A 26278-nucleotide genomic window follows, 5' to 3' on the forward strand; every position below is an offset into this window, starting at 1 on the left:
GCGGGACGCGTTTCGCCTCACGGGAGGAGGCCGAGTTTTCGCGCCTGCGCCACGGCCGCGTGACGCGTCGACGCCTGGAGCTTCGACATCGCCGTTCCGAGATACGCCTTGACGGTCGCCTCGCGCAGGCCGAGCTGCTGGCCCGCCTCGGCGTTGGTCGCGCCGAGGGCGACGCAGGCGAGCACGTCGATCTCGCGCGGCGTCAGCTGCACGTCCGCCTCGCGCTGCAGCGGCTCGTGGACCGCGCCCGAGAGGGTGGCCAGACGCTGCTCGACCTCGGCCAGGCGAGCGCGAACGGCGGCATCCGGCAGGGCCGCGGCGATGCGACGCAACTCGGCGTAGGTTTCCCGGACCGTCTCCCGCTGGGTCGGCGAGAGACCGGGCTCGCGCGTGCTCGCCCGCGCGTCGGCGATGCGCCGTTCCACCTCATCGTGGATGCGCAGCTCGTCCGCCAGACTCCTCGCGACGTCGACGGCGGGCGACGTCGTGACGCCGCCGATGTTCCACCGCCCCCAGGCCCCGCCGTAGAGCACACCGAGCGCCCTGCCGTGGACGATGACGGGCACGGCGAGCAGCGTGCTGATCCCCTCGCCGAGGATGTAGCTGTCGTAGTCGTGCGTGATCTGCCGCGCCGTGCTGTAGTTGCCCGTCATGCGCGGCCGGAGCTCGGTCATGGCACGTCCGCCGAGCCCCCGTTCGCGGCGAACCGCGAGGCCGTCGAGCGCGTTAGTGTGCGTGCCGATCTTGACGGTGACGGCTGCCGTGTCGCGCGAGACGAGGCCTCCGAATGCGATCGGAAACCTCGTGCGCCGCGCGAATTCACGCACGGCCGACTCGAGCAAGTGCGCACCATTGCCCACTGCGCTTGGTTCCACGAATCCTCCCCTTCGCGGTCGCACGCATTCGCACCGGTACCGACTTCCGGGGGTAATGCCCCGCGGTGCTGGTTCGTAACCTCGACGCTACCACCGGGGCCGGGAGCGCGCCCCGGGCGGTGCCGCGAGGAACGCGGCGCCGCACACGCTGACATGTGGCAAGGAGGCCCCATGACGAATTCATCGCCAGACTCGGCGACGACCGGCGTTATCGACTATGTCGCCGAGGAAGACACCCCACGATTCCGGGGGCTGAAGCGCGTGCACCGAGGCTTCGTGTTCCCGCTGTCAATCTTCTTTCTCCTCTGGTACTTCGTGTACGTGGTGCTTGCGGGATGGGCACCGGAATTCATGGCGACCGAGGTGTTCGGCCACGTGACGATCGGTCTGCTGCTCGGGCTCGGCCAATTCGTGACGACGTTCGTGATCACCATGTGGTACGTGCGGTTCGCGAATCGGAGGCTCGACCCGATCGCGAGCGAGATCCGCGCCGACCTCGAAGCGAAGGAGGCCTCACGATGAGTGCCATCGCGGCTGTTCTCGCCCAGGTCGACCAGACCATGGAAAGCAATCCCGTCCTCAACATGTCGGTGTTCGGCGCGTTCGTGGCGGTCACGCTCTTCATCGTGATCCGCGCCAGTCGGAACAACAAGACGGCGGCCGACTACTACGCGGGCGGTCGCTCGTTCACGGGAACGCAGAACGGGTTCGCGATCTCCGGGGACTATCTCTCGGCGGCGTCCTTTCTCGGCATCTGCGGCGCGATCGCCGTGAACGGGTACGACGGGTTCCTCTACTCGATCGGCTTCCTCGTTGCGTGGCTCGTCGCGCTCCTGCTCGTCGCCGAGCTCATGCGCAACACGGGCAAGTTCACGATGGCGGATGTGCTGTCGTTCCGCCTCAAGCAGACCCCGGTTCGTATGGCGGCGGCGCTCACGACGCTCGCCGTGTGCTTCTTCTACCTGCTGGCGCAGATGGCCGGGGCCGGCGGCCTCGTTTCGCTGCTGCTCGGCATCGACGCACCCATCGGGCAATCGATCGTCATCGCCGTCGTCGGGGTGCTGATGATCATCTACGTGCTCATCGGTGGCATGAAGGGCACGACCTGGGTGCAGATCATCAAGGCGTTCCTGCTCATCGGCGGCGCGTTCGTCATGACGATCTGGGTGCTCGCGATCTACGGGTTCAACTTCGACGCGCTGCTGCAGGGCGCGGTCGACAACTCTCCGATGGGCGAAGAGATCCTGGGGCCCGGCCTGCAATACGCCAATCCCGTCGACTTCCTCTCGCTCGGCCTCGCCCTCGTCCTCGGCACCGCCGGGCTGCCGCACGTGCTCATGCGGTTCTACACGGTGCCGACGGCGAAGGAGGCCCGCAAGTCCGTGGTCTGGGCGATCTGGCTCATCGGCGGCTTCTACCTGCTCACGCTCGTGCTGGGCTACGGCGCGGGCGCGCTCGTCGGACCCGAGACGATCGAGAACGCGCCGGGCGGCGTCAACTCGGCTGCCCCGCTGCTCGCGCAGGCGATCGGCGGGCCGATCCTGATGGGCTTCATCTCGGCGGTCGCGTTCGCGACGATTCTCGCCGTGGTCGCGGGCCTGACCATCACCGCCGCCGCGTCGTTCGCGCACGACATCTACGCGAGCGTGATCCGCAAGGGTCAGGTGACGGGCGACGGTGAGGTGAAGGTCGCGCGCATCACCGTGCTTGTCATCGGCGCCCTCGCGATCATCGGCGGCATCGGCGTTCAGGGGCAGAACGTCGCGTTCCTCGTAGCGCTCGCGTTCGCCGTCGCGGCATCGGCCAACCTGCCGACCATCCTGTACTCGCTCTTCTGGCGAGGGTTCACGACCCGGGGCGCCGTGTGGAGCATGTACGGCGGGCTCGCCGCCGCGCTTCTGCTCATCCTCTTCTCGCCCGTGGTCTCGGGCGCGGAGACGAGCGTCTTCCCCGACGCGAACTTCGCGATCTGGCCGCTCAGCAACCCCGGCATCGTGTCGATCCCGATCGGATTCGCCCTCGGCTGGATCGGCTCGATCACGACGCCGAAGGGCTCGGAAGACCCACGACTCGCCGCCGAGATGGAGGTGCGATCGCTCACCGGCCACGGCGCCGAGAAAGCGGTTGAGCACTGACCCCGCGGTCGATAGAGCCGAGGCCCGGCCGAGGACGATCCCCCCTCGGTCGGGCCTCGTGTCCGCCCGCGCCCGGTCCTTCTGACCGATTCCGTGGCCGATCGCCCCGCCGGCCGCCATTGCGGGCTGGATGCGCGATGGTCATCGAGACCTGTTGGGCCGGGCGTCAGGTCGTCCCCTCGTGGGCGAGGAGGCGCGCCTTCACCGCGTTCCCGTACGCATAGCCGCCGAGCGAACCGTCGGATCGGCGAACACGGTGGCACGGCACGATGAGCGCGACGAGATTGGTGGCGCAGCCGCTCGCGGCCGCGCGCACCGCCCGCGGGCGGCCGGCGGCCGACGCCAGTTCGCGGTAGGTGAGGGCCGTGCCCGCTGGGATGCGGCGAAGGGCCGCCTGGACCTCGCTGCGGAAGGGTGAGGCCGACTGGCGCACGGGAATGCCGTCGAGCGCATCGAGGTCGCCGGCGCCGTAGGCGCGCAGCGCCACCACGACCGGATGCTCGAGGTCCGCGGGCGTTCGTGCCCCGCGGTCGGCGGGTCCGAGCCGCGCGAACAGGGCGTCGCCGGGGCAGAACCCGCCGGCGACGACCTCGCCGGTGGTCGCGTCGACGAGCGCCGTGAAGGGGTGGTCAGCGATCTCGACGGCGGCTTCGAGCAGCGCGGTGGCGCCCGGTGCCGCCGTGCCCGGGGACATCGGGTCGGATGCTGGTGTGCGATTCGTGGTCATGACCGGTGGTACTCCGTTCGCCAGAGGTGCATAAGGGCGTAGCTCCGCCAGGGTCGCCACGCGTCGGCGAGGCGGTCTGCCGCGCGGGGCGTGAGGCCGGGCGTACCGACGAGTGCGCCGAGCGCGCGCCGCGCGATGAGGTCGCCCCCGACGAACACGTCCGGGTCGCCGAGGCAGCGCATCGCGATGAGGTCGGCAGTCCAGGGCCCGACGCGGGGGAGCGCGAGCAGGCGTGCACGCGTCGCCGCGCGGTCGGCGCCCTGGCCGAGGTCGATGGCGGCGGTTCCGGCCCCCGGCGCCGCGAGCTCGGCGGCGAGGGCAACCAGGGCGGTGGCGCGGTTGCCGTCGACGCCGAGCCGTGAGCGCACCCGGGCGACGCCGTCGTCGGCGATCGCCGCGGGATCGGGTGGGCTCATCCAAGGCGTGGGCGCGGGCGAAGCGCTGCCACGAGGGGCAGCGTCCGGATGCTCCGAGGACGACGCGAGCTCGGGAAGCGCCCGCCCGTACTCCGCCGCGAGCCGAGCCTGTACGGTCAACGCCGCGCGCACCGAGACCTGTTGGCCGAGCACGATCATGAGCGCCGTCTCGTGCGGGGCGACCGACCCCGGGATGCGCATGCCCGGCGCGGCGGTGACGAGCGGGGCGAGGCGAGTGTCGGCCGCGAGCGCCTCGTCGACGAGGGCGGGGTCGGCGTCGAGGTCCAGCATCCGGCGCACCCGCGCGATCGCGGGCATGAGGTCGTCGAGGCGCGGCAGATCGAGGTGCACGACGACCGAGATGTCGCCGTGCCGTTCGCCCGCGCGCGCCCGGCCGCCGCGTTCGCCGGGGCGCTCCTGATCGCCCGCCTCGCCGCGCGGCCAGTCGACGCGGGCCAGCGCGTACCCGCCGGGCACCGGCACGACGCGCTCGTGCGTCTCCGGGGCAGTGCGCTCCAGGCCCGCCACCGCATGGTTCGCGAGGAACGTGCGCAGGGTCGCCGTCCCGAACGGGGCGCGCGTCCGGAGCCGCAGCGTGATGCGCGGGCGCCGCGACGACTCGGCGCGCTCGCCTGGATCACCGATGGCTCCGCGTCGACGGGGCAGCATCGACGGCGCCACGCCGAACTCCGCGCGCATCGTGTCGTTGAACCGCCTGATGCTGCTGAACCCCGCGGCGAACGCGACCTCGGCGAGCGGCAGGGCCGTCTGCTCCATCAGTTGACGCGCGAGCGCCGCGCGACGAGTCGCCGCGAGCTGCACCGGCGATGCCCCGGTCGCCTCGACCAGCACGCGGCGAAGCTGCCGCTCCGAGACGTGCAGGCGGGCCGCGAGGCCGGCGACGCCGCCAGCCGTGTCGAGCGCACCGTCGCGGATCAGGCGAAGCGCCCGCGCCGTCAGGTCGCCCGACGCATCCCAATCCCTGGTGCCTGGCAGGGCATCCGGCCGGCACCGCTTGCAGGCGCGATACCCGGCGGCGACGCAGGCGGCCGCGGTCGCGAAGAACCTGCAGTGCTCGCGTCTCGGGGTGCGCGCGGGACAGGAGGGACGGCAGTAGATGCCGGTCGACGTGACCGCGAGGTAGAGCCGCCCGTCGAAGCGCGCCTCGCGACCCGAACACGCCCGGTACGCGGCGTCGTCGTCAATCGGTGGGGCGGATGCTCGCATGCCTCGATTCTTGCTCGCCCTGCCCGCCGCCGCTGGCCGTTTTCGGACATCGCGGTGTCGCAGCCGCGGCCGGGAGTTCGTTCAGCGTGCGTGCTCCCCGACTGCGAGGTCGAGTAGCCTATTCGGGTGAGCGCCACTGACAACCCCTTCGGCCAGGTCCTGGTCGCCCTCGTCACGCCCATGACCATCGACGGCGAAGTCGACTGGCCGGCCGTCGAGCGACTCATGGACGATGTCATCGTGGGTGGGGCGGACGGCATCGTCGTCTCCGGCACGACGGGAGAGACCTCCACTCTGACCGACTCGGAGAAGCTCGAGCTCGTGCGCGTCGGCAAGCGTGTCGCGGGTGGTCGCGCCAAGATCATCACGGGCGGGCCGTCCAACGAGACGGCGCACGCCATTCAGCTCGCGCAGCAGTCGGCCGAAGCCGGCGCCGACGCCGTCATGGCCGTCACGCCGTACTACAACAAGCCGACGCAATCGGGCGTGCTCACGCACTTCCGCATGATCGCCGACGCGACCGACCTCCCGATGATCCTCTACGACATCCCCGGTCGCACCGGCATCCCCATCACCTACGACACGATCGTTCGCGCCGCACAGCACCCGAACATCCTCGCCATCAAAGACGCCAAGGGTGATTTGACCGAGGTGAGCCGCGTGCTGAACGACACGAACCTCATCTACTTCGCGGGCGACGACGCGAACGCGCTGCCGCTCATGTCGATCGGTGCCACGGGCCTCATCGGCGTGACGGCGAACATCGCCCCGCACGCCTACCGGACCATCGTCGACGCCGTCAACGGCGGCGACCTGACCGCCGCGACGGCCGCGCACCAGTCGCTCGAGCCGCTCGTGCGCGCCACCATGACACACGTGCCCGGCACGGTGTCGACCAAATACATCCTTCACGGCCTCGGCCGCATCCCGTCGCCCCGCGTGCGCTTGCCGCTCGTCGGGCCGGAAGATGCGGAAGCGGCGGTGATCGAGGACGATGTCGCGCGCGTGCGCGGCATCGAGGGCCTCGACCTGTCCAATTTCCGACCCGACCGCAACGCGGCCGCCGGCGGCGCCCTGCCACGGATCGCCGGCACCACCCGCTAGACCGGCACGCGGCGACGCGCCGTGGTCGAGTCACCCGGACGGGTCGCCTGCCGGGCCGTATCGCGTATGCGGCCCCTGAACCGAAAGCGACCATGATCAAACCGCACGACCTTCCCGACCTCGCCCAAGACACGCTGCGCATCATTCCGCTCGGCGGCCTCGGCGAGGTTGGCCGCAACATGGCGACGTTCGAGATCAACGGAAAGCTGCTTATCGTCGACTGCGGCGTGCTGTTCCCGGAAGACACGCAGCCGGGCGTTGACCTCATCCTCCCCGACATCGAATCCGTGCGGGACCGCCTCGACGACGTCATCGGGATCGTGCTCACGCACGGCCACGAAGACCACATCGGTGCCGTGCCGTACCTGCTGCGCCTCAAACCCGACATTCCGCTGCTCGGCTCGCAGCTGACCCTCGCGCTCGTGGAGGCGAAGCTCAAAGAGCACAAGATCCGCCCGTTCACGCTCACCGTTGCCGAGGGCCAGCGCGAGCAGCTGGGGCCGTTCACACTCGACTTCATCGCGGTCAACCACTCGATTCCGGATGCGCTCGCGGTGCACATCACGACGGTCGCCGGCACCGTGCTGCACACGGGCGACTTCAAGATGGACCAGCTGCCGCTCGATAACAGGTTGACCGACCTTCGCGCGTTCGCCCGCTTCGGCGAGGCCGGGGTGGACCTGTTCATGGCCGATTCGACGAACGCCGAGGTGCCGGGGTTCACCCCGACCGAGCGTGCCATCGGTCCAGTCATCTCCGACGTGATCCGGCAGACGCGGGGCAAGGTCGTCGTGGCGAGCTTCTCGAGCCACGTCCACCGCGTGCAGCAGGTGATCGATGCGGCCGTCGACAACGACCGCAAGGTGGCCCTCATCGGTCGCTCGATGCTGCGCAACATGACGATCGCGCAGGAGCTCGGCTACCTGAAGGTGCCGAAGGGCGTGCTGGTCGAGCAGAAGAAGGCCATGAACATGCCAGACGACCAGGTCGTGTTCATGTCGACCGGGTCACAGGGCGAGCCGATGGCCGTGCTCAGCCGCATCGCCTCGAAGGGACACGCGATCGAGGTCGGCAGCGACGACACGGTCATCCTGGCCTCGAGCCTCATCCCCGGCAACGAGAACTCGGTGTTCCGCGTCATCAACGCGCTCATCAAGCTCGGCGCCAACGTCGTGCACAAGGCCACCGCGCGGGTGCACGTCTCCGGCCACGCGTCGGCGGGCGAACTCCTCTACTGCTACAACATCCTCAAGCCCCGCAACGCGATGCCCGTGCACGGCGAGGTACGTCACCTCGTCGCCAACGGCGACATCGCCGAGTCGAGCGGCATCGACCGCGACAACGTCTTCGTCGTCGAGAATGGCGCGGTCATGGACATGACCGACGGAGCGGTGCGACAGGTGGCACAGCTCGACATCGGCTTCGTGTACGTCGACGGCTCCACGGTCGGCACGATCACGGACGCCGACCTCAAGGATCGGCGCATCCTTGCCGAAGAAGGCTTCATCTCGGTCTTCACGGTCATCGAGGCGGCAACGGGCAACATCATCGTCGGCCCCGAGATCCACGCTCGCGGGTTCGCGCCGGACGAGGCCGTGTTCGACCAGGTGATCCCGCAGATCCAGGCCGCCCTCAAGGAGGCCGTCGAATCGGGCACGCGCAACCAGCACCAGCTCTCGCAGGTCGTGCGCCGCACGGTCGGCCGCTGGGTCAACGCGAAGCACCGCCGCAAGCCGATGATCGTGCCCGTCGTCATCGAGGCGTAGCGGCGCGGCCGGCCCGCCGTGGCGCGCCGGCGGGGACGCGGTCACGCGACCGGTGGCAGCCCGAGGCGGGCGCGGCGGTGCGCGATCGTCTCGGCGAGCAGCCGAGCGGTCTCGTCCTTGGAGCATCCCCTCGCCCGCTGCACCTTGAGCGCGGAGTGCCGCGGCGAGAGGGCGGTCCGCAGCCTGAGCCCGCCGTGACGGCGCACCCATTCGATACCCTGCGGCGTCAGACCGGCGACGATCTCGCGCTGCGTGCCGGTTTCACCGCCGCGCTCGATGACGATGTGGGCACCTCGGAGCATGCCCCACGGCAGCTCCCGGCTGCCCCGGTAACTGAGCCCGGTCGGCGTGCACTGATACGTGCGGAACGCGTTGGCGAGTGCGACCAGGGTCCACACGAACGCCGCCGCGATCGACGACCCCACGAGCAGCGCGAGCAGGCGCACGATGTCGTTGTCTCCGGCGATCACCAGCGAGAGGTTGAGCACCACGAGCACGACGGCGGCGATCGCGGTGCCCAGCAGCGGCACCACGGCGCCCGGAATCGTGACGCGGTCGCGAGCGCGCACCGCCGCGAGATACCGCTCCGTGCGGTTCATTCGCCTCCCTCGCAGGCGCGTGGCCCCGCGACGCACGTGTCGTCGGCATCGGAGGGATGCCGACGGCGCGGCATCCGTTCACCCACGTCGACCTCCCTGCCCGTACAGCTGGTGGGCGAGCGCGCACAGGCGCATCATTTCCTCGGTGCCCATCGCCGCCGCGCTCGGCACATGGATCGACTCGGTGCGCTGACCTCCGGTGAGCAGCCCACCGCTCGTCGGGCCGAGCAGCTTCCTGTGCGCGGGCGCGAGCCGCGACACGTTCTGCAGCCCGGATGCCGTGAGCGGCATCACGGCCCGGCGCTCGTAGCCGCTGTCGTACTGCGACGGCACGAGCTGGTGACTCGGCGGATACACGTCGTGCCAGGGGATCGGCCCGATTCCGCGCACCGTGAGGCCCTGCGGCGCAAACGTGACCGCCATGCGCTGCGCCTCGCGGAAGCGCCGGTGCGACCTGAGCAACACGATGACGAGCGCCACGAGGCCGACGCCCCCGAGGGGCGCCGCGAAGGCGATCGGATGCACCGCCACGCCGTTCGCGATCGCCACGACCAGCCCGATCGGGAGGCCGATCGCGACCACCACGGTCATGGCGAGGAGCAACCAGATCAGCACGTGCAGCAGGGTGCTCCAGCCGGGAGGCGCGCCCGGCAGGGTCACGGCGCCACGCGACAGCAGCTCGCGCCGCGCATGTTCATAGGCGGAAGGCACCCACGTAGCCTAGGGACGAGGCCGCTGCGCAGGCGCTGAACCGCGGCGTCGCGCGTCGACCGGCAATCGGGCAAACTCGGGCCGAACGGCAAGGAGACCCGAATGCACCACGACTCGATCACCGCGAGCGACCTGCTCGGCATCGACCTCGACCTGAGCGACGCGGAACGCGAGCTGCGCGACCGCGTGAGCGACTTCGTGAACCGTCGTATCCGCCCTGGTATCGCCGACTGGTTCGACCGCGCCGTCTTCCCGCTCGAGCTCGTTCCCGAGCTGGGCGAGCTCGGCCTGCTCGGCATGCACCTGCACGGCTACGGATGCGCGGGCCGCAGCGCTGTCGAGTACGGCATCGCGATGCGCGAGCTCGAGGCCGGCGATTCGGGCATCCGCACCTTCGTCTCGGTGCAGGGGTCGCTCGCGATGTCGGCCATCTCGAAGTTCGGGTCGGAGCAGCAGAAGGAGGCCTGGCTGCCGCGCATGGCGAGGGGCGAGGTGATCGGATGCTTCGGCCTCACCGAGCCGGCCGCGGGCTCCGATCCGTCTGACATGCGCACCACGGCGCGGCGAGACGGCGACGAGTGGGTCATCGACGGCGAGAAGCGCTGGATCGGCCTCGCCTCGGTCGCCGGGGTCGCGGTCATCTGGGCGAACACCGAGGAGGGCGTGCGCGGCTTCGTCGTGCCGACCGACACGCCCGGCTTCAGCGCCACGCCGATCACACAGAAGCTGTCGATGCGGGCGTCCATCCAGTGCGACGTCGCGCTGAAGGGCGTCCGACTGCCGGCCGATGCCCTGCTGCCGGGGGCGAGTGGCCTGCGCGGGCCGTTCTCATGCCTCAACGAGGCGCGCTATGGCATCGCCTGGGGCGCCGTCGGCGCCGCGCGCGACAGCTTCGACGCCGCCCTCGCGTACGCGCGCGGGCGCACGCAGTTCGGCCGCCCGATCGCAGGCCACCAGCTGACGCAGCAGAAGCTCGTGAACATGGCGCTCGAGATCCAGAAGGCGCAGCTCATCGCACTGCGGCTCGGGCGGCTCAAGGACGAGGGGCGCCTCGAGCACACGATGATCTCGGTCGGCAAGCTCAACAACACGCGTATCGCCATCGAGACCGCCCGCGAGGCGCGCACGATCTTCGGTGGCAACGGCATCACGCTCGACTACTCGCCGATGCGGCACGCGGCCAATCTCGAGTCGGTGCGCACGTACGAGGGCACCGACGAGGTGCACACGCTCATCCTGGGGCAGAAGCTCACGGGGCTCTCCGCGTTCCACTAGCCGTGCCGCTCAGCCGTTTCAATCTGCCGCGGGCCCCTTCAACTTCACTGTCGGATGCGTTGATGCGGGAGGCACCCGGGAGACCGGGCGACCGGCACAAATCGACGATACTGCGATCAGGCGTGCATCGTGCAGTCAGCCAATGTTGCTATCCGTTTTCCGAACGGCGCTATGGCCCGCGCCACCGGCGGTCGCACCATCGGGTCACGCAGTGATTGCGTCGGGTTGAACTCAACGAGGAGGAACGATGTCGCACAACGACACCACGACGGCCCCGCGACCCCGCCCGGAGCTCTTCATCGATGGGCGGTGGGTGCCGGCCGTGAGCGGCGAGACGATGACGGTGATCGACCCGTCGACGGGCTCCGGCATCGGCAGCGTCGCCGCAGGGAGTGCGGCCGACGTCGATGCGGCGGTCGCCGCCGCGCGCGGGGCGTTCGACGACGGGCGGTGGTCGACCCTGTCGGCGCGCGAGCGCTCGCGGGTGCTGCTGCGCGTCTCGGGGCTCATGCGCGAGCGCGCGGAGGAGCTCGCGCAGGCCGAGCGGCTCGACGTCGGCAAGCCCATCATGTTCACGCGGACGATCGACGTGCCGAACGCCGCCGATCTCTTCGAGTACTACGCGACGCTCGCGCCGCACCTCGACGGCAGGGTGCCTGACACCCCGCTCCCGGCGTTCTCGTATACGACGCGTGAGCCGCGGGGCGTGGTCGCGGCGATCAGCCCGTTCAACTTCCCTCTCATCCTCTCGTCGTCGAAGATTGCGCCGGCGCTCGCGGCGGGCAACGTCGTCGTGCACAAGCCGGCGCCGCAGACGCCCCTCAGTGCGCAGCTCATGGCCGACATCCTCGCCGAGGCGGGTGTGCCGGCCGGCGTGTACAACCTCGTCACGGGCGAGGGCGCCGAGCCTGGCGATGCGCTCGTGAAGCATCCCGGCGTCGACATGGTCGCGTTCACGGGGTCGACGAAGGTCGGCCGGATCGTGGCCCGCAACGCCGGCGAGCTGCTCAAGCCGGTCGTAGCCGAGCTTGGGGGCAACGCCGCGAACATCGTCTTCGCCGATGCCGACCTCGAGCAGGCGGTGGGCGCCGTCATCAACGCCTTCGTCTTCAATACGGGCCAATTCTGCATGGCCGGGCCCCGGCTGCTCGTCGAGCGGCCCGTGCACGACGCGATCGTGGGCATCCTCGAGGGAGCGGTCGGGGACGTGCCGCTCGGCAGCCCGAGCGACGACGGCACAGTCATCGGCCCGCTTGTGAGCGCCGACCAGCTCGCCCGCGTCACCGACGCGGTGCGCGAGGCCGTCGGCTCAGGCGGCCGCGTCGTCACGGGGGGCGAGCCCATCGAGCTCGACGGCGGCTACTACTTCCAGCCGACCGTCATCGCGGGCCTGCCAGCCGACGCGCCCGCCGTGCGCGAGGAAGTTTTTGGCCCCGTGCTCACGGTGCAGCCCTTCGACACGGAGGACGAGGCGGTCGCGCTCGCCAACAGCACCCCGTACGGACTTGCGGCCGGCGTGCAGACGGGCGACATCAGCCGGGCGCACCGCGTCGCGGCGAAGCTCGACGCCGGCATCGTCTGGGTCAACGGGTGGGCCATGCTGGATGCCGCGGTGCCGTTCGGCGGCGTCAAGGCGTCGGGCTGGGGTCGCGAGAACGGCGCCGAGGCGCTCGAGTCGTACACACGCGTCAAGTCGGTCACGATCGCGGTCGCGCCGGCGCCTGCGACGGGCGACGGGAGTGGTTCGTGAGCCGCGCGGCCCGCGCCGCGGTCATGCGGCCCCCGGGATCGTTCACGATCGCCGACATCGAGGTCGACGGGCCGCGTGACGACGAGGTGCTCGTGCGCATCGAGGCCGCCGGTCTGTGCCACACGGACCTCGGCGTGCTGTTCGGCGGCATCCCGTTCCCGATGCCGGGCGTGCTCGGCCACGAGGGAACCGGCGTGATCGAACAGGTCGGTGCTGGCAACCGACCTCGCGATCGGTGACCGGGTCGTGCTCAGCTTCACGTCGCGCGGCGAGTGCGCGAACTGCCAGGCCGGGCACCCGGCGTACTGCGCCGATTGGCTGCCGCTGAACATCTTCAACGGCGCGCGATCCGACGGAACGAGCGGACTGCACGAGGGCGGGGTCGACCTCGGCTCGCACTTCTTCGGGCAGTGGTCATTCGCGCAGTACGCGATCGCCGATCGCCGCAGCGTGATCCGCGTCGACCACGACCTGGCGCCGGGACTGCTCGCCCCCCTCGGCTGCGGCGTGCGGGCGGGACCTGTAGGAGCAGTCGCCTCCCGCCGCTACAGCGGCGCGTGCCCCCGCAATCCCGCAGCAACCCCCGAGACCGCCTGCAGGATCGGTCCGCCTCGATCGAGACCCGTGATGAGGCCCTCGACCATGGGCTGCACGAACTGGTCCATGTCGTTCCACAGCAGGGGAGCCGCGTCGTCGGGTTCGCCCTTCGCCGCGCGCCGCGCTGCCTCGTAGAGCGGCACGGTCGCGGGCGACAGAATGCTCCTGGCGTCGTAGGTGCCACCCTGCTCCTTGGCCCGCAGCTCGACGGACTGCACGGCGACGAACGACGAGACGGCGAGGAAGTGCGTGAACACATCGAGGGTGTCGCGAGCGAGGTTGGCCGAGTTCATGGCCTGGCTGTTGATGTTCTGATTGAACTGCTCGGCGTGCGTCGGGAACTTGTCGACGATCGACTGCCCGTAGAACCCCATGAGCGGCATCATCTGATTCGTCGCCACCTGCAGCGACTTGAGCCCGACGCTCATGCCGTCCATGTTGCCGGTCAGCGACGGGGTGAGCCCGTGGTTGAACTCGGGAGAGACGAGCAGGGCGATCTGCACGTCAACGTGCTTGGCGAGCAGGCCGAGGTGATAGCGCACCTGATCCATCGCGACGCCCGTGTACTGGGCGAGGAAGTTGCCGGTGTGCAGGATCTCTGCGCGATCCGGGTCGACGAGCGGATTGTCGTTGGCGCTGTTCGCCTCGATTTCGATCTGCCGTTTGGCGACGAGGAGGCCATCGATGATCGGCCCGAGGTACTGCGGCAGGCAGCGCAGCGAATACCGGTCCTGGATGAGCACGCCGGCCGGGCGATCGCGCTCGCCACCGTCTTCGCGCCGGATGACGGGGGAGCCCTCAAGCAGGTCGAGCATCGCGCGGGCCGCCCAGATCTGGCCGGGATGCGCCTTCATGGCGTGCACGAACGGCGCGAAGCTCTGGTCGGTCGCGCGCAGCGCCTGCGCGTAAAGCGCATGCAGGCCGATGGTGACGGCGGCCAGGTCGAGGGCGCGGTCGACGGCGTTCGCGGCGACGCCCGTGCTGGCGCCCGTGCCGTTGTTGAGGGCGAGTCCTTCCTTCGGCTGGAGCTCGATCGGCTCGAGGCCGAGCCGGTCGAGCGCCGTCAGGGCCCCGATCGTTTCGCCGCCCAGATCGACGAGGAAGGCGTCGTCGAGCCCGAGCACGGCGCCGGCGATGTAGCTGAGCGGCACGAGGTCGCCGCTCGCCCCGATCGAGCCGCGCTGGAACACGTGCGGCACGGCGTCGGCGTTCAGGAAGGTGACGTAGCGCTCGATGATCGACAGGCGGATCGCCGACGCGCCCTTGAGGAGCGAGTTGGCGCGCAACAGCATCGCGGCGCGCACGTCGCTCGCCGGGAGCCGGGGCCCCGTCGCGGTCTTGTGCTGCCAGAGGGCGAGGCGCTGCAGCTCGACGAGCCGGTCCTCCGGCACGTGGTGATCCGCCATGGCGCCGAACAGCGTCGAGACGCCGTAGATCGCCTCGCCGCGGTCGAGCGCATCCCGGATCACGGCTCGAGAGCACTCCAGCCGGTCACGCACGGCGGAATCGTTCGTGATCTCGACGCGCTCGCCGTGCGAGACGGCCGCGATGGCGTCGGTCGTCAGGCCATCGCCGCTGATGGTGACCGTCATGTGTGCTCCTTCGCCTGGTGCTGCGGTTCGGTTCGGGCCGGTCGGCCGAATGCCGGGGTCAGTACGTGGCCACGATGCCGGCGTTGATGCGCTCCCAGTCGATCGGCTGCCCGAGTCCCGGGCCCGTGGGCGCGTGCAGTGCTCCGTTTTCGATGCGCATCGGTTCGGTAAGCCCGTACGAGAAGTTGTCGAGACCGTAGACGCCCGTCGGTTGCACCGTGAGCACCTCGAACCAGCCGGCGTTCGGCGCCGAGAAGGCGACGTGCGCGCCGGCAACGTTGCCGATGGCGTTGAATCCGTCGTGCAGCTCGAATCCGAGGCGGAACACTTCGGCGGTGCGCGCGATCTTCGTGAGGGCGGTGATGCCACCCTTGAAGAACACGTCGCCGCGCAGATAGTCGGTGGCCTGGTGCGTCACCCACTGCGCGTAGTTGTAGGGGCCGCCCGGGGTCATCTCGGTCGCGAGCAGCGGGATGCGCAGGTGCCGCCGCAGCCGCTCGTACCCCGCGATGTCGTCCGGCGGCAGCGGATCTTCGAACCACGTGTACTCGAGGTCCTCGAGCAACCGGCCGACGCGCAGCGCCTCCTCGAAGCTGTAGACGAAGGGGGAGTCGGCCATGAGAGCCATGTCCGGACCGACGGCCTCGCGCACGGCGCGATAGGCCGCGAGGTCGGCCTCGACGGGCACGTCGCGGCCATACATCGTGCGCCCCTGCACCGGCGGGTGGAGCTTGTAGCCGGTGAACCCGAGCTCTCGGTAGTGCAGCGCCTCCTCGGCGTAGTCCTCCGGTCGTTCGTGCACCCACGATGAGATGTACACGGGGAGGGACGTCTTCGCCGTTCCGAGCATCCGGTGCACCGGCAGCCCGGCGACCTTCCCGACGATGTCCCACAGCGCCACGTCGACGGCGCCGATCACGACCGAGCCCAGCGTGCGCTCCTGGCGCCACAGACGCTGCCAGACGATGCCGGTGTCGAGGGCGTCGAGCCCGATGAGCTGGCCGCGCACGTTCTCGGCGAGCACGCGTGCCGCGTGGTCGGGGACCGAGCCGGCTCCGCTGAAGAAGGTGTGCCCCTCGACGCCGCCGTCGGTCGCGATCGTGAGCACGCCGAAGGTGCCGGAACCCGGCTTGTCCGGCAGGAACGGCTGCTCGCTCCGGTGGACGGCGATGCGCACATCGGTGATGGTCGTGTTCATGAATTGCCTCCCCGGGCACGCTTCCTTGCGCGCCGCGCAGGCCGGGCCGCTCGGCCCCGCCACGTCACGCTCCATCGTGGCCCCACTCCAAGGCAAAGCAAATGAGGAAAAGCTTGCACCCAACCACTAGTTTCTTGTCAGGAAGGAGTGCGGCGCTACAGCGAGATGCCCAGCCCGCCCTCATGTACAAGGCCCCGGGCGACGTCGAGCAGGGCGCGCACGCCGGGATGTTGCCACTGCCCGGCCGGGCGGATCATGACGAGCGACGACCCGGCGATGGGCGGGTCGAGGGCGACGCGGGCGAGGGGCAGGCCCTCGTAGCTCGCTCCGGCCGGCATGGGGTTCATGATGAGCGAGTACCCCATGCCCCGGGCCACGAGGGCCCGCATGAGCTCGAAGTCCGAGGTGCGGTAGCGCACCTTCGCCGCCGGGTGCAGCTTGCCGAGGGCCGGCTCGGAGAAGGCGCGCTGGGGGTTCGACTCGTAGAGCACCATGGGTTCCTCGATGAGCTCGGCGATCGACACGTGCTTGCGCCCCGCGAGTGGGTGGTCGGCCGCGAGCACCACGTGGAGCTGCGTGCGGTACAGGTCTTCGGCAACGAGGCCCTCCGGCATGTTGCCAGTACGGCTGAACACGTTGTAACTGAAGAAGCAGTGCAGGTCGCCCGCGAGCATTCGCTCGACGAGATCGAGCACCTTGCCGGTGGTGAACTCGACCTTGGTTTCGGGGTGCGAGCGCTGGAACGCCGTCAGCAGACCCGGCAGGATTGCCGGTGACACCGGGCCGAAGACACCGATGCTGAGTGGCCCCGCGTGCGCGTCCGGGGCGTGCCTGTGGGTGCGAACGAGGTCGTCGGCCGCGCGCACGAGGCGTTTGGCCTCGCGGTAGAACTGGTGCCCCGCCGGGGTGAGCGAAACGCCTCGTGGGCGGGCGCGAACGCAGAGGCGCGTGCCGAGCACCGACTCAAGCGCCGTGATGGCCGAGCTGACGGCGGTCGCCGCGACGTGGCGCGACCTCGCCGCCTCGGCGATCGAGCCGAGTTCGGCGACGGCGCAGAAGTGTCTGAGCTGCACGAGCGAGAACTCGGTCATGGCAATCTCCATTTACTAGATCTTGAGGCACGAATTTCTCTATTTTACATCTTCCATTCCTGTTGACACGATGGAGCCACGTCAAGGTCGACGTAACAGCTGGGCGACGAGGCCCACGAATCGAGAGACGGTGACGCCGTGCTGAAAGTGCTCTTCTGGTCGCCAACAGTGTTCGCCCGCGAGGCGACGCTCGACGCGCTCGACGCCGTCGAGGGCATCGAGACGGAGATCGTGCAAGAGATCGACGACTGCGTCGCGGGAATCGCGAGCGCCGACGTGCTCGTGCTCGGGGATGCCCCGCCGCACGACGCCCGCAGGGTCGTCGAGGCGATCGCCGTGAGTGACGGCCGGTTGCGGGCGATGCACTTCGTCTCGGCGGGACGCGAGGGCTTCGAATCGGTCGGCTTCCCGGCTGGCGTCGAGGTGACCGGGCCGACGGGCGCGAACGCACCGACGGTCGCCGAGCACGCGGTCGCCCTCACGCTCGCCGTCATGCGGCAGATCGGCCGCATCGCCGTGAACACGAGCCAGGGCGCGTGGGACCGCTCACTCGTCCGCAAGCTCCGCTCGCTCGAGGGGCAGACGGCGCTCATCGTCGGCCTCGGCCACATCGGCCGGGAGGTGGCCATTCGCCTGCGGGCTTTCGGCGTACACACGATCGGCCTGCAGCGGCGAGCCCGCCCCGACGCGAGCGTCAACGAGCTCGGCAACATCGCCGACCTCGACGACTACCTGCCCCGCGCCGATGTCGTCATCATCTCGGCCGCGCTCACGGCCGAGACGGCCGGACTCTTCGGCGCCGAGCGTTTCGCGGCGCTCCCCGATACGGCGGTCGTCATCAACGTCGCGCGCGGCGGCCTCGTCGACACCGACGCCCTCGCGGCCGCGCTCGGCGCCGGCCAGCTCGCAGGCGCCGGCGTCGACGTGACCGACCCGGAGCCGCTGCCAGAGGGACATCCGCTGTGGACCGCGCCCGGCGTCGTCATCTCACCGCACATCGCGGGCGGCGGCAGCCCGGCGTCCATGGCCAGGATCGGCGAGAGCGTGGCCGCGTGCGTGCGCGGCCTGCAGGATCGGAAGGAGGCGGGCGCACATGTCGGATGACCTGCGACGTCGGCACCTCGTGCTGACGATGTTCATGCACCCGGCCGGCTACCACAACTACAGCTGGCGCGGCCAGGACAGCCGGGCCGAGGAGTGGGGCGAGCTCGACCTCATCGTCGACCTTGCGACACAGGCCGAGGCGGCGAAGCTCGACGCCGTGTTCTTCGCCGACACGGTGTCGCCCGGTCCGCTGCTCCGCGGCGACACGAAGGTCGGTGGCTACTACGAACCCATCACGTCGCTGTCGGCCCTCGCGTCGGTCACGAAGCACATCGGCCTGATCGGCACGGGCTCGACGACGTTCTCGCACCCGACCACGCTCGCGCGCCAGTTCGCCGGACTCGACACGCTGAGTGGCGGGCGCGCGGGTTGGAACATCGTCACGTCGTTCCTCGGCAACGAGCAGTACGGCCTCACCGACATGCCGGATGCCGCGGAGCGGTACCGCAGGGCCCATGAGTTCGTCGACATCGCGCGGCGACTCTGGACCAGCTGGGACGACGACGCGGTCATCGCCGACCGCGAGTCGGCCTGGTGGATCGACCCGACGAAGATCCGCGCGATCGATCACGAGGGCGAGAACTTCACCGTGAAGGGCCCGTTGAACATGCGCCGTTCGCCGCAGGGCGGTCCCGTGCTCGTGCAGGCGGGCTCGTCGGGCCCCGGCGTCGACCTCGGCGCCACCTACGCCGACCTCATCTACACGGCGCAGCCGATGCGCGATTCGGCCGTCGAGTTCTACGCGAACTACAAGGACACCGTCGAGTCGAAGGGCCGTGCGCGCGACGAGGTCGCCATCCTGCCCGGCATCCTGCCGATCATCGGTCGAACCGAGGCGGAGGCGCAGGAGTTCCTCGACGAGCTCACGTCGCTCGTCGACATCGAGCACGGTCGCCGACAGCTCGCCGAGTCGCTCGGCTTCCCGCTCGACGACCTCGACGCCGACGAGCCGATCCCCGCGGAACGCTTCGAGCGGGGCACGGCGACCACGAGCCGCTACGAGATCTTCCGGCGCCGCTCGGTCGAGCAGGGCTACACGCTCCGCGAGCTCATCGTCGAGTCGTCGCGCGCGAGCGGTCATCTGTGGGCCGTCGGCTCGGCGTCGCGCATCGCCGATCAGATGACCGACTGGTTCGAGTCGCGCGCCTGCGACGGCTTCAGCCTCAACGCCCCCTCGATCCCCGAGGGCTACCGCCGAATCTGCGAACTGCTCGTGCCCGAGCTGCAGGAGCGCGGCCTCTTCCGCGAAGACTACGAGGGCGGCACCCTTCGCCAGGCCATCGACGCGGGCCGCAGGCAGCCGATCGGCATCTGACCGCCGTCGCCGTGCGACCGCCGGCACCGAAAACACGCTCAACGACGAGTGAGGAGACAAGTTTCATGACTGACTGGGATTACATCGTTGTCGGTGGCGGCACGGCTGGCGCGATCCTCGCCGCCCGCCTCACCGAGGACCCGGCTTCGAACGTGCTCGTGCTCGAGGCGGGACCGGACTACCGTTCGGCCGACACCCCGACGCAGTTCCACGACCGAAACCTTGGCCGCGGCCTGGCGTTGCAGCCACCCCGGGAGGAGCAGAACCCGGAGTTCTTCTTCTCGGGCATCACGGCGCGGCGCACCCCCGAGCAGGCGGTGTTCCCGTACCGGCGCGGCCGTGGGCTCGGCGGCAGCTCGACGATCAACGGGCTCTGCGCGATCCGCGGCGTGCCCGACGACTTCGCGCTCTGGCAGCAGATGGGTGCTGACGGCTGGGGGTACGACGACCTGCTCCCGTCGTTCCGGGCGAGCGAGACCGATGCGCAGTTCCCCGGCAGCCCCTGGCACGGCCACAACGGGCCCATCCCGGTGTACCGCGAGCCCGAGTCGGGTTGGGGCGGCACCGACATCGCGCTGCGCGACGCGGCACTCGCCGCGGGCTATGGCTGGCACGATGACCACAACGCCCCGACGGGCACGGGAGCGACGACGTTCGCCATGAACATCCGCGACGGCAAGCGCGTCTCGACCAACGACGCCTACCTCGACCCGGCCCGTGACCGCGCGAACCTCACCGTCGTCGGCGGCGCGCACGTCGACCGCGTGCTGTTCGACGGGATGCGGGCGGTCGGTCTCCGGCTCGCCGACGGCGCCGAGCACCGGGTCGCGGCGGGCGGCGAGGTGCTGCTGTGCGCCGGTGCTATCCACTCGCCCGCCATCCTGCTGCGCTCCGGCATCGGTCCGGAGGCCGAGCTCCAGCGGTTGGGCGCCGAGCGCACCGCGATCCTGCCCGTCGGCGAGGGTCACCAGGACCACGCCGTCGTCTTCATCGAGGTTCCCGTCGACCCCTCCTCGCAGCAGTGCGTGGGCAACCGGCCGACGAACGTGGTCGTCCGGTACTCATCGGGCCTCGCGGGTGCCCACGAGAACGACATGATGCTCATGGCCAGCAACCACAACTACTGGTTCGGCCTGCCGACGGCTGGCGTCGCGGTGCAGCTCAATCAGGCGTTCTCGCGCGGCGAATTCCGCCTGCCGAGCCTCGACCCCTTCGCCGACCCGCACCTTGAGATGCACCTCCTCGGTGACGAACGCGACCTCGTGCGCATGCGCGACGGCGTCGATCGCATTCGGGCGCTCCTCGAGCATCCGGCGATGAAACGTCTCGCGACCGGCCCCGCCGTCCTCCCCGAAGACGCGTCGTTGCGGCACGCCGTGAAAGACGTCATGCACGCCTGCTCGACGGCCCGCATGGGCGCCCCGGGAGACCCAGAGGCGGTCGTGGATTCCGAGTGCCGCGTCCTTGGCATCGATGGCCTGCGCGTCGTCGACGCCTCGATCATGCCGACCACCGTGAGCGCGAACCTCTTCCTCACGGTCGTCGCCATCGCCGAGCGCATGGCCGAGCGGCTCACGGGCCGATCACACGCGCCGGCGTCCACCGGCGAGGCCCGCGCTGACCAGCCGGCCGAGCACCGTACGCACGAGAGGAGCGTCGCATGACGACGACTCAGAACACCGATCAGGCCCACCTCACCGACGAACAACGCCTGCAGCAGGTGCGCGAGGTCGTCGCCGACCTCGGCCACCTCGTCGGCGGCCGCCTGGTGCCGGGCGACGGCACCTTCACCGTGACGGCGCCGTGGCTCGGGGCGCCGCTGGCCGAATGCCCCTCGGCAGGGATGGGCGACCTGGATGCCGCCGTCGCGGCGGCGAAGGCGGCCCAGCCCGCGTGGGCGGCCGACGAGCCGGCCCGCGTGCGCGCTCTGCACGCGATCGCGGACGCGATCGAGGCGAACGCCGAGCTGCTCGGCACCGTGCTCGCCGCCGAAACCGGCAAGCCGATCCGCATCGCGACGGGCGAGCCCATGGGCGCCGCCGCCCACGTCCGCTACCACGCCGACGAGGTGGTGCCCACCGAGACGCTCATCGACGATGACGAGCAGACGGTGCTCGTGGTGCACGAGCCGATCGGCGTCGTCGCGGCGATCACGCCGTGGAACGGCCCGCTGCTCATGCTGGCCAACAAGATCGCGGCGGCGCTCCGCGTCGGCAACACCGTCGTCGCGAAGCCCTCGCCCTACACGCCGCTCGCCTCGCTGCTGTTCGGTCGCATCGTGCAGGACCTCGTGCCGCCGGGAGTCATCAACGTGCTCGCGGGCGGTGACGAGCTCGGCGTCGCGATGACGCAGCACGTCGACGTGTCGATGGTGTCGTTCACCGGCAGCATCCGCGCCGGCAAGGCGATCATGCAGCAGTCGGCCGACGGGCTCAGGCGCCTGCAGCTCGAACTGGGCGGCAACGACGCCGCAGTCGTGCTTCCCGATGTCGACGTGCAGGCGATCGCCCCGCGCATCTATCGAGGCGCCTTCGCGCTGTCTGGACAGATCTGCGCCGCCGTCAAGCGGCTCTACGTGCACGAGAGCATCGCCGAAGAACTGGTGGAAGCGCTCACGGCGATCGCGCGCACCCACACGCCGGGGACGCCGTGGGATCCGGAGACGACGATGGGACCCTCGACGACCCGGCCGCAGTTCGAGTACGTGCAGGAGCTCGTCGATGACGCGGTGGCCGCCGGCGCGACGGTCGTGACGGGCGGCAGCGCCCCCGATCGGGATGGGTTCTTCCTCGAGCCGACGATCCTCACGGGCGTCGACAACGGCATCCGCGTCGTCGACGAGGAGCAGTTCGGGCCCGTGCTGCCGGTCATGACGTTTACCGACATCGACGAGGTGCTTGAGCGCGTCAACGCGACCGACTACGGGCTCGGCGGCTCGGTGTGGACCCGCGACACCGCCCTCGCCCTCGACCTCGCCCGCCGCTTCGAGTCGGGGTCGACGTGGATCAACCGTCACCCGCACGTGGGCGCCGAGGTGCCGTTCGGCGGCGTGAAGCTCAGCGGCCTCGGCCGCGAGGGCGGGCCACGATCGTATGAGGGCTTCTCTGAACCGAGGACCATCTCGATCCTGAAGGAAAACTGACCGGTCCGCATCCCCCGCGGTCTGGCGTCAACGGGCAATGGAGCCCAGAACAGGACACATCATGACCACCAACGTCACCGGCAAACTCGGCCGGGCCATCATGACCTGCCTTGCCGCGGCCTCGCTCGTGGCACTCGCCGCGTGCGCCGGCGAATCGGCGCAGGGCGACAACACCGAGCCGGCCGCTGAGGGCGAGCCGGCGACCATCCGCCTCATCATCGGACCCGTGTTCTACGAGCCCGTGCGCATCGCCGAGCAGGAGGGCATCTTCGAGGACTACAACCTCGACGTGCAGGTCATGGACGGCAACACGGCCTCCGAGAACGCGGCGCAGCTCATCGCCGGTCAGGCGGACATCGCCATGTCCGGCGGCGTCTCGGTGATCCAGGGCGCCGTCGAGGGGCTCGGCATCCGCGCGATCCTCGGCGCCACGAGCTCAGACCCGGAGGTGCCGACCTCCGGCATGGTCACGACCCCGGAAAGCGGCATCGAGTCGTGCGCCGACCTCGAGGGAAAGACCGTCGGCCTGCAGGGACTCAATGAGACGACGCACCTCGGAACGCTCCTCTGCGCGCAGGAGGCAGGCATCGACCCGTCGACCATTACGTTCGTGCAGCTGCCGCTGCCGAACCTGAATGACGCCGTCATGACGGGTGAGATCGACGCCGCGTACACGATCGGCGCGTTCTACGGCGCCGGCCTCGAGGCGGGCCTCATCGAGTTCGCCACGCCGAGCAACGACGTGCTGGCCTACGGGCCCAGCGTCGTCTACGCGGCCTCCGACGACTACGTCGAGCAGAACGGCGACGCCGTCGAGCGCTTCCAGCAGGCCATGGTCGAGGCCCACGAGCTCGGCATCGCCGACAACTTCGCCAAGATCCGCGACGTGCAGCGCGAATACTCGCAGCTCGACCCCGACTTCATCGCGAACTCCATCATTGCTGGCTACCAGACCGACCTCTACGAGTCCGGCTTGCAGCGGACCCTCGACGGGATGTTCGAGTTCGGGTTCATCTCCCGCGCCGTCGAGATCGACGAGGTCGTCTCGCCGGTCGCGCCCCTCGTGCCCTGACCGGACCGGTGACGCGAAACACAGAGACGAGGAAGGACGACATGGCTGCAACCGCAACGGCGACCGCACCGGCATCGCCCGCCAAACCGAGAACGGCGACCGCCGGCCTCGCCGCCCGACCACCGTGGTGGCGGCGCCGGTGGGGACTGCTCGGCGCGAGAGTCGGCGTCGGCGCCCTCATCCTCGCCGTCTGGGCGCTCGCCGCGCACTTCCGCTGGCTGCCGCCCGAACTGCTGCCTTCGCCCTTCGCGGTGGCGAGATCGTTCGTGGAGCTCGCCTTCACGCTGTCGTTCTGGACCGCGTTCGGGCAGACCGTGCTCGCGGCGCTCACGGGGCTCGGCCTGTCGGTGCTCGTCGGCGTTCCGCTCGGGCTCGCGCTCGGCATGCTGCCGCCGGTCGAGCGGGCGACCCGGGTGCTCACCGACGTCGGGCGCTCGTTTCCCGTCATCGCGCTGCTGCCGGTCATGATCCTGCTGCTCGGCGTCACGACCCGCATGGAGATCACCGTCATCTTCCTCGGCGTCGTGTGGCCGATCCTGCTGCAGACGACCTACGGCGCGCGGCGCATGGACCCGGTCGTGCGCGACACGGTCCGCGCGTACCGCACGACCGTGTGGCTGCGCTTCCTCAAGGTCGTGCTCCCCGGGGCAGCGCCGTTCATCATGACGGGCGTGCGCGTCGCAGCCTCGGTGTCGATCCTCATCGCGATCGGTGTCGAAGTGCTCGGTCGCACGCCCGGCATGGGCCTCGCGCTCGGCACCGCGCAGGTCGACGGCGCGCCCAGCATCGCCCTCGCCTACGTCATCTACGCCGGACTGCTCGGGCTCACGCTCAACAGCCTGCTGCAGTGGTTCGAAGACCGCGTGATCGTCTGGAATGCCCGCGGCGACAACGAAGGGAGGGCATCATGACCCTCGCGGCTCAGCGCACCCGCGCGCTGCTCGAGCAGGCCTGGCTGCCGATTCTGCTCATCGTCATCTGGTACTTCGCCTCCGCGGCGAGCACCAACCCCTTCCTGCCGCCGCTCTCGCGCATCTGGGAGTCGTTCCTCGTCGAGCTGACGACGGGCGACCTCATCGCCCACACCGTGGCGAGCATGCGCAACATCGTCGCCGGCCTCTTCCTCGGCGTCGTGGTGGGCATCGTCGTCGGCATCGCGATCGGCAAGTCGCGCGCGCTGCGGTCGATCCTCAACCCGTACCTGCAGTTCGCACGCTCCGTGCCGCAGGTGGCGCTCGTGCCGATCATCATCGGCGCGCTCGGAATCACGGCCCTTCCCAAGATCTGGGCCATCGCCTTCGCCTGCATCTGGCCGGTCCTGCTCAACACGGTCGACGGCGTGCGCGCCATCGACCCGGGCGTTCGCGACCTCGTGAAGTCGTACCGCATCGGCACGCGGCTCGAGCTGTTCAAGGTCGTGCTGCCGGCGGCACTGCCGCAGATGATGGCGGGGATGCGCATCTCGCTCTCCGTCGCCGTCGTGGTCATGGTCGTGAGCGAGATCTATGGGGCCACCGAGGGCATCGGCTACTTCATCAACTACAGCAAGGGCCTCTTCCAACCCGAGTCGACGTGGATGGGCACCCTGCTCGTCGGACTCTTGGGGTACCTGCTCAGCGTGCTCTTCCTCGTCATCGAGAAGCGCGCCCTGCACTGGTACCACGCCTCGGCCGAATGACGAACCATCGCGCGGCGACCGTCAGTGACGACGCACCGCGCCGCGCACGCGAAACGGAGAAGACGACATGAGCACAGCATCTACCACCGACCCCGCACCGGGCGCGATCGCCCAAACACGGCTATCCGTCAGCGGACTCGGCAAGACCTACATGACCGGCGGAGAGCCGCACGAGATCTTCCGCGGAATCGAGCTGGCGGTCGAGCCGGGCGAGATCGTCTCAGTCGTCGGCCCCTCCGGCGTCGGCAAGACGACGCTGCTTCGCTGCCTCGCGGGCCTCCTCGCACCCACGACAGGCGAGGTACGAATCGGCGATGCGCCTCTCACGGAGCCCGTGCCGCAGATGGGTGTCGTATTCCAGGACTACAGCCGCTCGCTGCTGCCCTGGATGCGTACGCGCGAGAATGTGGCCTTTCCGCTCGAGAGCAAGGGCGTCAAGAAATCCGAGCGGCGCGAGATGGCCGAGCGGTCGCTCGAATCGGTCGGACTCGGCGGCGCCGGCCGCAAGTACCCCTGGCAGCTCTCGGGCGGCATGCAGCAGCGTGCCTCCATCGCACGAGCGCTCGCGTATCAGGCCGAGATCTTCCTCATGGACGAGCCCTTCGCGTCGGTCGACGCACAGACCAGGTTCGACCTCGAAGACCTCGTGCTCGATCTCCGCGCCCGGCTCGGCATCAGCTTCGTGCTCGTGACGCACGACATCGACGAGGCCGTCTACCTCGCCGACCGCGTCGTCGTGCTCTCCGGCAAACCCGCCGAGGTCGTCGACGTCGTCCAGGTCGACCTCGGCGCCGAGCGCGACCAGCTCACGACCAAGACCCTGCCCGAGTTCGGCGAGGCCCGCACCCGCGTGCTGCGCCGAATCCGGCGACCCGACTGACGCAGCGCCGCGTCGGCACCTCGC

Annotated in this window: 23 protein-coding genes and 1 pseudogene; 16 read left to right on the forward strand and 8 right to left on the reverse strand. The window is 69.9% G+C overall.

Annotated features, from left to right (window positions below):
• Positions 1-17: 17 nt before the first annotated feature.
• Positions 18-875 carry a helix-turn-helix transcriptional regulator gene (locus F8O04_RS14280; RefSeq protein ID WP_158030053.1) on the reverse strand — a complete coding sequence of 286 codons (858 nt, stop codon included), beginning with the start codon at positions 873-875 and terminating at the stop codon, positions 18-20.
• Between the two features lie 171 nt (positions 876-1046).
• Between F8O04_RS14280 and F8O04_RS14285 the strand changes: the two genes are divergently transcribed.
• Together F8O04_RS14285 and F8O04_RS14290 are read left to right on the forward strand one after the other, a co-directional pair.
• Positions 1047-1397 carry a DUF485 domain-containing protein gene (locus tag F8O04_RS14285; RefSeq protein WP_158030054.1) on the forward strand — a complete coding sequence of 117 codons (351 nt, stop codon included), beginning with the start codon at positions 1047-1049 and terminating at the stop codon, positions 1395-1397.
• On the forward strand, positions 1394-3010 hold the full coding sequence (locus tag F8O04_RS14290; protein WP_158030055.1) for a solute symporter family protein: 1617 nt from the start codon (positions 1394-1396) through the stop codon (positions 3008-3010). The genes F8O04_RS14285 and F8O04_RS14290 overlap by 4 nt, the downstream gene beginning before the upstream one ends.
• A 166-nt stretch (positions 3011-3176) precedes the next feature.
• On the opposite strand, the gene F8O04_RS14295 is transcribed toward F8O04_RS14290, so the two are convergent.
• Both F8O04_RS14295 and F8O04_RS14300 read right to left on the reverse strand, forming a co-directional pair.
• The gene (locus tag F8O04_RS14295; RefSeq protein WP_158030056.1) at positions 3177-3737 is read right to left on the reverse strand and encodes a methylated-DNA--[protein]-cysteine S-methyltransferase; all 561 of its coding nucleotides are present in this window, start codon (positions 3735-3737) and stop codon (positions 3177-3179) included.
• Positions 3734-5380, reverse strand: coding sequence for a DNA-3-methyladenine glycosylase 2 (locus F8O04_RS14300; RefSeq protein ID WP_158030057.1), 1647 nt, complete (start codon positions 5378-5380; stop codon positions 3734-3736). Before F8O04_RS14300 ends, F8O04_RS14295 begins: the two co-directional genes overlap by 4 nt.
• 126 nt (positions 5381-5506) lie before the next feature.
• Between F8O04_RS14300 and dapA the strand changes: the two genes are divergently transcribed.
• Both dapA and F8O04_RS14310 read left to right on the forward strand, forming a co-directional pair.
• Positions 5507-6484: a 4-hydroxy-tetrahydrodipicolinate synthase gene (gene dapA, locus F8O04_RS14305; RefSeq protein WP_158030058.1), complete on the forward strand. Its 978-nt coding sequence runs from the start codon at positions 5507-5509 to the stop codon at positions 6482-6484.
• 92 nt (positions 6485-6576) lie between these two features.
• Positions 6577-8250 (forward strand): ribonuclease J, encoded by a 1674-nt coding sequence (locus F8O04_RS14310; protein WP_158030059.1) that lies wholly within the window; start codon positions 6577-6579, stop codon positions 8248-8250.
• Positions 8251-8291: 41 nt separating this feature from the next.
• Here F8O04_RS14310 and F8O04_RS14315 read toward each other — a convergent pair whose 3' ends face one another.
• On the reverse strand, positions 8292-8849 hold the full coding sequence (locus tag F8O04_RS14315; protein WP_158030060.1) for a hypothetical protein: 558 nt from the start codon (positions 8847-8849) through the stop codon (positions 8292-8294).
• A 78-nt stretch (positions 8850-8927) separates the two neighbouring features.
• A complete protein-coding gene (locus F8O04_RS14320; protein ID WP_158030061.1) occupies positions 8928-9560 on the reverse strand; it encodes a hypothetical protein in 633 nt (210 codons plus the stop codon).
• 102 nt (positions 9561-9662) lie between these two features.
• Between F8O04_RS14320 and F8O04_RS14325 the strand changes: the two genes are divergently transcribed.
• From F8O04_RS14325 to F8O04_RS15315, 4 genes and pseudogenes are all read left to right on the forward strand, one after another.
• Positions 9663-10835, forward strand: coding sequence for an acyl-CoA dehydrogenase family protein (locus F8O04_RS14325; protein WP_158030062.1), 1173 nt, complete (start codon positions 9663-9665; stop codon positions 10833-10835).
• A gap of 247 nt (positions 10836-11082) precedes the next feature.
• A complete protein-coding gene (locus tag F8O04_RS14330) occupies positions 11083-12585 on the forward strand; it encodes an aldehyde dehydrogenase family protein (RefSeq protein WP_158030063.1) in 1503 nt (500 codons plus the stop codon).
• Positions 12582-12824 carry an alcohol dehydrogenase catalytic domain-containing protein gene (locus F8O04_RS15200; protein ID WP_229741782.1) on the forward strand — a complete coding sequence of 81 codons (243 nt, stop codon included), beginning with the start codon at positions 12582-12584 and terminating at the stop codon, positions 12822-12824. Before F8O04_RS14330 ends, F8O04_RS15200 begins: the two co-directional genes overlap by 4 nt.
• A gap of 7 nt (positions 12825-12831) precedes the next feature.
• A pseudogene (locus tag F8O04_RS15315) lies at positions 12832-12987 on the forward strand (NAD(P)-dependent alcohol dehydrogenase); the annotation flags it as partial.
• 143 nt (positions 12988-13130) lie between these two features.
• On the opposite strand, the gene F8O04_RS14340 reads toward F8O04_RS15315, so the two are convergent.
• The 3 genes from F8O04_RS14340 to F8O04_RS14350 all read right to left on the reverse strand — a co-directional run bounded on the left by F8O04_RS14340 (position 13131) and on the right by F8O04_RS14350 (position 17063).
• Entirely contained in the window at positions 13131-14774 is a 1644-nt protein-coding gene (locus F8O04_RS14340) for an HAL/PAL/TAL family ammonia-lyase (protein ID WP_158030064.1), read from the reverse strand.
• Positions 14775-14832: 58 nt separating this feature from the next.
• Complete coding sequence (locus F8O04_RS14345; protein ID WP_188726492.1) at positions 14833-15972, reverse strand: enolase C-terminal domain-like protein; 1140 nt, start codon at positions 15970-15972, stop codon at positions 14833-14835.
• A 155-nt stretch (positions 15973-16127) separates the two neighbouring features.
• Positions 16128-17063 (reverse strand): LysR family transcriptional regulator, encoded by a 936-nt coding sequence (locus F8O04_RS14350; RefSeq protein WP_188726491.1) that lies wholly within the window; start codon positions 17061-17063, stop codon positions 16128-16130.
• A 138-nt stretch (positions 17064-17201) separates the two neighbouring features.
• On the opposite strand from F8O04_RS14350, the gene F8O04_RS14355 reads away from it, so the two are divergent.
• From F8O04_RS14355 to F8O04_RS14390, 8 genes are all read left to right on the forward strand, one after another.
• Positions 17202-18167 (forward strand): NAD(P)-dependent oxidoreductase, encoded by a 966-nt coding sequence (locus F8O04_RS14355; protein ID WP_158030067.1) that lies wholly within the window; start codon positions 17202-17204, stop codon positions 18165-18167.
• Complete coding sequence (locus F8O04_RS14360; protein WP_158030068.1) at positions 18157-19482, forward strand: NtaA/DmoA family FMN-dependent monooxygenase; 1326 nt, start codon at positions 18157-18159, stop codon at positions 19480-19482. Before F8O04_RS14355 ends, F8O04_RS14360 begins: the two co-directional genes overlap by 11 nt.
• Positions 19483-19547: 65 nt before the next feature.
• On the forward strand, positions 19548-21146 hold the full coding sequence (locus F8O04_RS14365) for a GMC family oxidoreductase (protein ID WP_158030069.1): 1599 nt from the start codon (positions 19548-19550) through the stop codon (positions 21144-21146).
• On the forward strand, positions 21143-22624 hold the full coding sequence (locus F8O04_RS14370; RefSeq protein WP_158030070.1) for an aldehyde dehydrogenase family protein: 1482 nt from the start codon (positions 21143-21145) through the stop codon (positions 22622-22624). Before F8O04_RS14365 ends, F8O04_RS14370 begins: the two co-directional genes overlap by 4 nt.
• Before the next feature lie 61 nt (positions 22625-22685).
• Positions 22686-23696, forward strand: a complete 1011-nt coding sequence (locus F8O04_RS14375; RefSeq protein ID WP_188726490.1) for an ABC transporter substrate-binding protein — start codon at positions 22686-22688, stop codon at positions 23694-23696.
• 41 nt (positions 23697-23737) lie between these two features.
• Entirely contained in the window at positions 23738-24607 is an 870-nt protein-coding gene (locus tag F8O04_RS14380) for an ABC transporter permease (protein ID WP_158030072.1), read from the forward strand.
• Positions 24604-25374, forward strand: a complete 771-nt coding sequence (locus F8O04_RS14385) for an ABC transporter permease (protein ID WP_158030073.1) — start codon at positions 24604-24606, stop codon at positions 25372-25374. Before F8O04_RS14380 ends, F8O04_RS14385 begins: the two co-directional genes overlap by 4 nt.
• A 67-nt stretch (positions 25375-25441) precedes the next feature.
• On the forward strand, positions 25442-26254 hold the full coding sequence (locus F8O04_RS14390) for an ABC transporter ATP-binding protein (RefSeq protein WP_158030074.1): 813 nt from the start codon (positions 25442-25444) through the stop codon (positions 26252-26254).
• The last annotated feature ends 24 nt before the right edge of the window (positions 26255-26278 follow it).

The sequence above is a fragment of the Pseudoclavibacter endophyticus genome, from assembly GCF_008831085.1.
Classification (GTDB): domain Bacteria; phylum Actinomycetota; class Actinomycetes; order Actinomycetales; family Microbacteriaceae; genus Pseudoclavibacter; species Pseudoclavibacter endophyticus.